At 49.8% G+C, this 9679-nt stretch carries 7 protein-coding genes and 1 pseudogene; 6 read left to right on the forward strand and 2 right to left on the reverse strand.

Annotation, left to right across the window (positions count from 1 at the left end):
• Positions 1-8: 8 nt before the first annotated feature.
• The 6 genes from L21_RS06320 to L21_RS13540 all read left to right on the forward strand — a co-directional run bounded on the left by L21_RS06320 (position 9) and on the right by L21_RS13540 (position 6586).
• Entirely contained in the window at positions 9-296 is a 288-nt protein-coding gene (locus tag L21_RS06320) for a 50S ribosomal protein L30e (RefSeq protein WP_074369648.1), read from the forward strand.
• Between the two features lie 3 nt (positions 297-299).
• A complete protein-coding gene (locus L21_RS06325; RefSeq protein WP_074369649.1) occupies positions 300-749 on the forward strand; it encodes a NusA-like transcription termination signal-binding factor in 450 nt (149 codons plus the stop codon).
• Positions 750-982: 233 nt separating this feature from the next.
• On the forward strand, positions 983-2473 hold the full coding sequence (locus tag L21_RS06330) for a hypothetical protein (protein WP_143727225.1): 1491 nt from the start codon (positions 983-985) through the stop codon (positions 2471-2473).
• 146 nt (positions 2474-2619) lie between these two features.
• Positions 2620-3204 (forward strand): GNAT family N-acetyltransferase, encoded by a 585-nt coding sequence (locus L21_RS06335; protein ID WP_074369651.1) that lies wholly within the window; start codon positions 2620-2622, stop codon positions 3202-3204.
• A 15-nt stretch (positions 3205-3219) separates the two neighbouring features.
• Entirely contained in the window at positions 3220-3735 is a 516-nt protein-coding gene (locus L21_RS06340) for a GNAT family N-acetyltransferase (protein WP_074369652.1), read from the forward strand.
• A 403-nt stretch (positions 3736-4138) separates the two neighbouring features.
• A complete protein-coding gene (locus tag L21_RS13540) occupies positions 4139-6586 on the forward strand; it encodes a tetratricopeptide repeat protein (protein WP_083608829.1) in 2448 nt (815 codons plus the stop codon).
• 485 nt (positions 6587-7071) lie between these two features.
• Here the strand turns inward: L21_RS13540 and L21_RS06355 are convergent.
• Both L21_RS06355 and L21_RS13545 read right to left on the reverse strand, forming a co-directional pair.
• Positions 7072-8231: pseudogene (locus L21_RS06355) on the reverse strand (IS256 family transposase).
• An 81-nt stretch (positions 8232-8312) separates the two neighbouring features.
• A partial coding sequence (locus L21_RS13545) for an ATP-binding protein (protein WP_218600632.1) occupies positions 8313-9679 on the reverse strand: 1367 nt, incomplete at its 5' end.

Consider the following 9679-nt stretch of genomic DNA (forward strand, 5'->3'; position numbering starts at 1 on the left):
AAATCATAATGGACTTTAATGCTTCACTACGCAAAGCCGTGAAGACTGGTACCGTATTCCTGGGCCGGAACAAGACCCAGGAATCCATCGAAGAAGGCAAGGCCAAACTTATTGTGGTGGCCAGGAACAGCCCGGAATCCGTTAAAAATCTGGTGAATGAGATCGATATCCCGGTCTACGTCTACGAAGGTTCGAGCGTCCAGCTCGGGAAAGCCTGCGGCAGACCGTACGTCGTCAGTGCGCTCGCCGTGATCGAGCCGGGCGAATCCGATATCCTGAATGCTGCGAGAGTGTAGACGATGCCACAGGTCACGCTGACTGAGGAGTGCATGCGCCTTATCTCCCAGTTCGAGAGCCTTACCGGCGCAGGCAGCCGCGATTGCATCGTCGATAACCGCAACGAGCGGATCATCTTCGTGATCAATCCCGGCGATATGGGACTCGCTATAGGGAAGGGCGGGTCGAGCATCAAGAAGGCCTCCGACGTGATGGGGAAGCGTATCGAGGTCGTGGAATACTCCGCCGACCCCGGCCAGTTCCTCCGGAACTGCTTCCTGCCCGCTCAGGTCACCGATATCGACTTCGATACGGACGAGGAGGACCAGCAGGTCGCCCTCATCGAGGTCCGGGACGAGGACCGGGGCCTTGCCATCGGCAAAGCGGGGAAGAATATCTTCAAGGCGAAAGTTCTCGCACAGCGGCAGCACGACATCGCCGATGTCCAGCTGATGCAGAACGATTCTGCCTGAAAACTTTTTTTACCGTCGTCCGGCAATATCCCGGCCGGCAGGTAGGCAGTTTCCCCCCAGGCGATTTGCAGGGGGGTTTCGAGCGCGCTCCCGCCAGTAAATTATTTATATCGGCGTGTGCTCCATGAGACTCCCATGAACGGAGTTCCCGGCCGGGTAGTGAGCCCCGTGCCGCCTGCGGCAGAACCGGTGATCGGGGTGCGTGGGGTTCCCGTATGCCCGGGGTGGTATCGTTGAGAGGATACCTTCTCATTGTCGGGGCCCTGGTGCTCTGTATTCTCATGACCGCCCTTCTCACAGTTGCTCTCGCCGGGTCCGACGAGAACGGCACCGTCGATCTACCGGGCGAGAAGCCCGTTGCCAATAAAGTGCCGGTCACGCCTGCGGTGAGTCCGGCGCCTGATGAGGGGGAGGAGAAAACCGTCGAGGAGCGGGAGCCCGATTCCCTTGCTACCGGGGATGCCCCGCCGCCACACGAAGAGGCAGCGGATTCGACGGAGACGGTTCCGGCAACCTCCACATCTTCCCCGGACACATCGACCCTGTCGGATTTTACCGGGGAGACGGTTGCAAGCGGCAACGATACCGCCGATGCGGAGGGCCCATCCCTGAATACAACAGAGATCTCTGAGCCCACCGGGACGGAGACCGACGTTACCCTCGACGACCCGGGTGACGAGATCGATGATGACCTCGCCGACGATGAAGATGCGGAGGAGGAGACGAACCCGGAACCGACCCTTGAACGGTATGCCCCGCCGCGGCCGGGCGCGACGATGGCGAAGGCGCACTACTCCCACGATCGTCCGCTTGTCCAGAGCGGCCATAACCTCGTCAACCCCTCCTCGCCGTATACCGCGGAGGAGAACGGGGCCGCGGTACCGACTGGAGCCGTCGCGCCGCACGAAGGTCTCTTTGTCCGGGGTATCGGGGTGATCCTCGACCGGACCCCTGAAGACGTCGCTCTCACCCGGAGCGGGGTGGAGATAGCGAACCTCGACTGGCTCCTCGATTCGGCGATGCGTCTCGGCGGGCGACACCCACGCGCGGTCTTTGAGGGGGAGACGTTCACCGTCACCGTGACGGTGGAGGCAAGGAACGTGACGATCACGGAGGATGACCCGGCCTACGTCGTCCTGGTGCCGCCGCCAGACGAGACCGGGGTCTACGAGATCACCCGGACCCGTGAGGTCCGATCCCTCGGGGACGGGGAACGCGGTGTCTGGGAGTTCTCGGTCGCTACCCGCACCGGGAGACTGACGCTTGAAGACCTCACCCTTGCCGAGGAGCGGCTGGTCACCAACCTGACGTCGAACCCGGACCTCTTCGCCTTCCACGCCTACGCGCTTGCCGGCGGCCAGGAGGTGCCTTCGGTGGGCGTCTCCGACCCGGTGATCGCCATCCGGCCCGATGGGGATGCGGTGACGGTGGAGGCGTCGTCGCTTCCCGGCCTCTACGCAGTTCTGGGCGTCGAGAACTCGACGCTCCGCCCGTCCGAAACGGTGATGGGGGCGTGGGCGCGGGGCGTCGATCACGAGACGATCGCCGCCGCGGCGGTCGGGCATATCGAGGCCCTGCGCGGTCTCGGGAAAGAAGATGTGGCGGCTTTCTATGCCGCGGAAGGGGGCGCCGGGACGGAGGGGCCGAATGCGTCCTCGCCGTCGATACTCGACCTGATCGTGGGATTCTTCCAGGGGCTGCTGGGCGGGGCGCCTTCCTCGTAGGGTGCGAGATGCGCTCTTGTGGAGCCACACGCCCCTCCCCTCTCGTTGAAGAGTGATTCAGATCTACACGTATCCAGAACAGTCGAGGAACTGCCCGCCCCGGTAGCAAGATATATTCCGCCCGCTGCCGCAAAGGGATATAGCCGATGGCAAGAGAGGATACCATAGACCGGCGAATCTACATCGAGAGAGACGGGACTACGCTACTATACGCCGAACCTTCAGACAGGCGCTTCATCTATGAGATGGCCTTTGAGGACCCGGGTATCTGGCGGTCCATGCTCGAGAAGAAGGATGATTTTGATTGGTCCGAGTTGAGGGACGAGGAAGAGCAGTTCTTCGGTAGCGTTCCCGGCAAGAGCAAATATCTGCTGATACGGTATCAGGGCGAGATCGTCGGGACGATCTCGCATACGCACAACGATGGGCGGATAGAGAACCTGGAGCTCGATATGTGGCTCCGTTCAGAGAAATATACCGGGAGAGGCATCGGCTCCGCCGTGATAGCGATGCTGATAGACCGGCTGGTCGAAGAGCACGGTATCCGAACCTTCATCATCCGGCCGTGGGTGAAAAACTCCCGCGCCGTGAGGGCGTACGAGAAGTGCGGCTTTCGGCGGCGTAATGACTTTGATCCCGCTGACTATTACGGAACATACCTGGAGCGGTACGGCGAGGGCGATTACGGTAGACTGGAGACCGCAAACATGGTCCTTGAGGTCGGCTGCTGATCCCGGGGGATTAGTATGTACACGATACGGCAGGAGCGGCCGGCGGATTATGAGGACGTCTATCAACTCGTAAAGAGGTCGTTTGCCACAACCGCCCATTCGGATGGAACCGAAGCGGATTACCTGAACGAACTGAGAGGAAAGGAGACGTTCATCCCCGAACTCTCGCTGGTGGCGGAGGATGCAGAAGGTAGCATAGTAGGACAGATTGTGTTGTATGCAACCGTAATTGCCACGAACGACGGCCCGGTCACCTCCCTGGTGCTATCCCCGATCAGCGTCCGCCCGGACCGGTTCCGGCAGGGCATCGCCCGCGCCATGATGGACCGGGCTTTCCAGATCGCCCGCGAGATGGGATATACCGCGGTCTTCCTCTGCGGCGAATCCGAGACCTATCATGGACTGGGGTTTTGCGCATCGTGGATGTTCGGCATCTTCCATAAAGACGACCCCCGGGCCGGGTGGTGCATGGCAAAAGAACTGATCCCCGGTGCTCTGGAGGGCATCCGGGGGACGATAGAGATCGTTTGATGAGAAGTACCTCCGGGTTTCTCCGGTTTGTTTGGAGCGTATTGGTGTTCTTGCTGCCTAGAAGCAAGGGTATCTGGAGTATGAGAATACCTGAATGGCCTCGCGTAACGACGCATATCCAAGGTAGGTGGAGTTTTTGCATCGTTAAATGCGAGCAACGGTGGATAGAGCGCCTGAAGTTTGAGAAGCCAGAAAAATTCCAAGATGGAAATGGGAGTGAATGTGAATCTAATTGTAAACCGCGCCGAAAGCGTCCTGGTAGAGATAAAGGGAACAAGAAAAGGGAACCAGAAGATCAGTACACTATTTGAGAGTGAATATCAAGGGTGTATATCTGCGCGCCTCTACTTGAAGACCTTTCCCTATCTAAATATTTATCGCAAAGTAGGTCAATAGACACTCAATGGTATTCCATATTTTAAAATGTCCTAAGTGTGGGATCCCACACGAGTGGGATGAAAGTCCCCCTTTGTATTGTAAGAATTGTGAAGCTGCTTTCGACGTTAAACGAGGACCTGAACAACCCATGAAATTAAATCCAGCGTCGTTAACACACCCTACCAGTAAGGAAGAAATTTCAACAATGTATGACACTAATGCATTCAGGATTTTTGGAGTTGAAAGCAATACTCATAAAAAAGAAATAAAGAGTGCTCAACAGGCTTCAAAAACTCGGGCGAAGTTAGGCGCTCCGATTCTAATATCTGATCCACTGGACTTCCTGAATCGAATTCCAAGGGATGAAAGATCACTTCGTGATGCACAAAACTGTATTGAAACACCAAGGTTGCGCATTAGTGAGAGGCTTTTTTGGTTTATTAACGTTAATCAAAATGATGCTGAAGCTCTTGATAAATTAAAAAAAGGCCAATATACTGATGCAATAAGTGTATGGAGTACATCTGAGGAATTGTCAGCATCAATCAATCTTGCGATTCTCTGTCATGCATACTATCTTAAACAGGATATAAACGCAGAGAATACTAAACAATGGGCGCGTATTTTTGAGCGATGGGCGAAACTCTTTAAAGATGAGAGATATTGGGTTTTTTTTGAGGAGATCGAACAACGGTCTGACTTTGAACCTCTCGCTACGCTTGATGATTTTAACTCACTAAAAACCGACATTTGGGGAATGTTAGTAAAGCCAAATGTCAGTTGCATGAAGAGAGCAATAGCTACGAACTCAGAGGATATTTTTCAGCGACATCTTGAGTTGATCCGCACATCTAATATTCCTCCCCGAGTAGTCTCTGAAATCGAATATGATATTCTCGCACCTCTGGAAGAGAAACTGATAGAAAGTCTCGATGAGGTAAATAGATTAGTTTCTGAAAACTGGGAATCATCATGCTCCATTTCTGAGAAAAAGACAGGTATCGATCGGATTTTAGAATCATTTAAGATGAGCACATTAAATAAAGCTGAAGAATTGTTGCGGTTAGCGGGAGAAAGTTCTGATTTATCAAAGAATATACGAGAAAAAATCGCTTTCTGTCTTCGGAATATTGCTATATGTTATCATAATGAAATTGAATCTTCCGAATTAGCAGCTGTTATTTTAGAGGAAGCAAAGGTTTATGCTAAAGATATGCCTGTTTTAATGAAGATAAATGAAGATTTAGCAGTAATATCTAAAGTTATAAACGATGCCCATGAATTCGAAGAATTTGCGGAATATTATGAAAAGATAGGAAAATATGATCTGAATATCTCTAAAAATCAGATCTCTTTTAAAGACCAATGTTATGAAATACAAGATGTCACTGGCATTAAATACGGCATACTCGAAGAAAGTTTTAATGGAGTTCCAACGACTCGTTCTTATGCAATTTGGTTGAGATTTGGAAGTGACAATTGTCCTATTAACTCCTCATCGAGATGTGTTTCCTCTTCTGATGAAAGAATTATGATGATTGAATGCGCTGATAAAACTTGGTTTGGTATCGATAAAATCCGAAATAGATTTGATGAGATTATTAGTAGGCTGTTCCATTTAGTTCAGATCCCTCTGATTAATAAGATGATTCAGGATTTTGAATCTGGGCGAAGGATATACATATCTGATATTGCTATTGATTTTACAGGATTTTATAAGGATTTCAGTTACAACCCTGTATCAAAAGGCCTAATCTCGTTATCATCGAAACTGTTAGGTACTACAGATTTGGTGACGAAAGAGGGAAAACATAAGCATTTGTCCTGGGATAATTATCGGGGACATAACACGTCCGATGGAAAAATTAGGATATTTGATGATAAAGGTCCTTGGTTCAGTCTAAGCGCCCGTGACCACTGGAATGCAGTTAACCTCCCTTACTTTCTCGATCATATGCATGAAGATGGAAATCTCGTCCGATCTATTGAAAAATGTATTTCCGGCGTCACTGCTGTTAAAGACGAACAATCCGAAGTAATAAATACTCTTGACAATTCCCTTAAGATCGATCCAAATAATTGGATGACTTGGTTGCAGAAAGGGCGAGCACTAAGGCATTTGGGACGATTGGAAGAAGCTCTTGCTGCATTTGATCGATTAATAGAGATTGTACCGAATGATCCTGATGCTTGGAATTTCAAAGGCCTAACTTTACTTGAGACAAATAAAGAAGTTGAGGCACTTGATTGTTTTGAGAGAGCACTCGAAATTAATTCACAACTCGCTCATGTATGGTGTAATAAGGGAATGGCGTATTCACAACTCGCTGATACGCAGAATAATGGTGGAATGACATTTACAGCACTCACGAATTATCAAAATGCTGTGTGTGCATTAGATAGGGGTTTAGCAATAGAATTTGATCAAGACATTAAGGAGATAAGAGATCAAATTCAATCGAGTATTCAATAAACACATGAGGCCGGGGTCACAATTCCGCAGTAAAAGTTTCTGGAGAATGGCTTTGTTTAATCCCCAACTTGCTTTTGTGGGGGTCATCCCTAAAATCTCTGATATCCGTGAATAGGGCTTGCTCTGATAAGATAAGCCCATCATCTCGAAGGCCGAATGCGGCTGGATAGAGTGTGGCTTTGAGTACCGCATTTTGGAGAGAGGTTTTCCCTGTTGTGATCTCTATGTTCCACTGCATAAGAAATCTGGGTTCGGTTCCCCCCCATTAGTAGTCGGGGCGCGACCATCCGGTCAGGGCGTGGGGATATAGTTTCCATTTCCACCATGACTGGAACAGGGTTTCAAAAAGGGAAATCGGTCGTTTGGTAACAATTTGGACAAATAAACTATTGTCATCCACTTTATGAGTTGCCTGGGTAATCGACTCAGTTACGGTAACGTCTCAGATCTTCTGTAATTTGCCTGAGCCCTGTCTCCTTGCTTGATCATTCCTTCTCCATCGTCAAATACCTTCTGCCGATAACCCACTCCTCGTTGATGTCCATCAGGATGGATCCGACCAGCCGGAGAAGGGATGCCTCGTTCGGGAACACGCCTACAACCTTGGTTCTCCGTTTCAGTTCCCTATTGACCCGCTCCACCATGTTCGTCGTTCTGAGCCGTTTCCCGTGCGGTTTTGGGAATGCCGTATAACTCATGAGCCCCGAGAGAAATCGCTCGATGGTGTTGGCTGCTTTCCGGTATCCCCGGGCATTCAGGTCATCGGCAAGATCCTGGAGTCTCTGCTCACTCCCATACGCTTCCTTCAGCCCCTCTACAACCTCCTTCTGGTGTTTCCGGGGAATATTCCTCAAGACGGCGCGGGTACAATGAACCTGACACATCTGCCAGGATGCACCGAGGAAGGCGGCTGAAGCCACCTTCTGGATGCCGGTATGCCCATCAGAGATGACCAGTTGAACCCCGGTGAGTCCCCGTTCTTTGAGGTTCTCGAACAGTCCCGACCAGAATTCTTCGTTCTCACAATCGGTGACTCTCGCACCCAGAATCTCCCGGTAACCATCCTCGCGCACCCCGGCGACTACCAGGACCGCCTTGGTGACGTACCGTGCTCCGTCCCGGATTTTGTAGTAGGGGGCATCCACGAAGAGATACGGGATAGCCTGTTCGATCGGCCGCAGGAGGAATGCCTGAACCTAGTCGTCAAGATCCTTGGCCATCCGGGAGACCGAAGCCGGAGAAAGCTGGTCGATCCCTAGATGACTGACGATCTCCTGGATCTTTCTCGTCGAAACTCAGCGAAGATCGGAGATTCTCTCGACTGACGTCCCTGGAAGTAGGATTCTACGATTGCGTTCACCAGAGCTTTCTCCACCCGGGCATAGCGCCCGAAGATCTGCATCTCGAACGGGAACTCGCAGAACTGAGGTTTTCGGAGGACTGTCTCCCCATATCGGGTCTTGAGGGATCAGTCCTTGTAGCCATTCCGATGCGCCTTTCGCGCGCCGGTTCGCTCGTATGAATCAGCTCTGGTCTGCTGGAGGGCCTCTGCGAGCATCACCTGGTTGAGGAACCCGGTGATGAGGTTCTTCATGCCATTCTCCTGATCGGAAAGATAATCTTCGATTAACGCTAAGGGATCCATGGCCCTGTTTCTCCTTTGTCCAAATCTAGGTTGGATCCAGGGCCAATTCAATTTTACAGAAGATTCGTTACGCTACCTCAGTTACTTAGGATATCGTGGCCTTGGGGCAACCCCTCTCTGTTGGATGTTATCGTATCTGGAAGACATTTCCATTGATAAACTGGATGGATTACGCTTGATAGAATCTGTTATATGATCACAATTTATGGGCAACCCTTCTTTCATTGCAGCTCGCGCTGCATCATCAAGGATATATTTCACATCACTACATGAATATCCGTCGAGCTCGAGAGCGATGCCCTCTAAATTGAGCGGATCTTGTGGTCGGCCCTTTAAATATACCTTCAGAAGTTCTATCCGCGCCTCAAGATCTGGGGGTTCGACATAGATCAACTTGTCAAATCTCCCAGTCCTTAATATGGCGGGATCAATCCTATCCGGTTCGTTTGTTGCAGCGAGTATAACTATTCCTTTATTTGAACATTCATTGAGTTGATAGAGAAATTCATTCACTTCTTCTGATTTGAATTGTTGATGACCCCCTAACAACGAACGAGGTGGAACAAAAGCCTCGAACTCATCAATAAAGATGATAGATGGAGCATGCTGTTCAGCGTCATTGAATATGTCACGTATTTTCGAGACGCTATCATGGATGAACGGACTTGCTATTTCCGAGGGAGAAATCTCAATAAAGTAATGATTCAATTCTTCAGCTAATTGTCTTGAAATGAACGTTTTCCCACAACCCGGCGGGCCGTAGAGAAGAATTCCGTTCGGAATGTTTACCTGATATAACTTGTAGATCTCTGGGTTCAGGATAGGGTGAATTACCTCTTCTAATAGTAGTTCCTTAAGTTTCTTCATTCCAGCAACTTTTGCCAGACCCCGTGGTTTCGAAAGACAGCATTCATCTGCTTCTCCTAACGATTGTGGGATATGTGGTAATTCTAAACTAATGTGCTGGTCAAATAATGCCTTTTTTAGACTATGTTCAAGCGTTTCTAATGAAGATTCTATTTGATTATTCTTTAGCAGCTCTGTTTTCAAAAAAAGGGAAAATCTTTCACTTATATCTGGGTTCCATTTATGTGGTAGGGGGATATCGTTTCCCTTTAATCTCGATGGTTCTTCTTCAATGTTGATGCCGGTTGCAAATCGATATACAATTTTGAGAAGTGATCTGTTTGAATGTAAGTATTCATGATTTTTGTAGTTAAATCGATTTGCAATGAATAATGGAATGATGATAGATATGTCGTCAGTTGTCGCCAGAATAAACGATCCTTCATCAACCATCGGAATTAAATTGTTTTCTTTTGCATGTTTACATAGCCGTATCAGATCTCTTAAGAGAGATATCGATTGGTTTTCAGTGAGTAATTTTCCACCGTTTTTTATCTCTTGAAAATTATGAGCGATCTGAACTGTTGCTAAAAAAAGAAAGT

It is taken from the genome of Methanoculleus chikugoensis, assembly GCF_900095385.1.
Lineage (GTDB): Archaea > Halobacteriota > Methanomicrobia > Methanomicrobiales > Methanoculleaceae > Methanoculleus > Methanoculleus chikugoensis_A.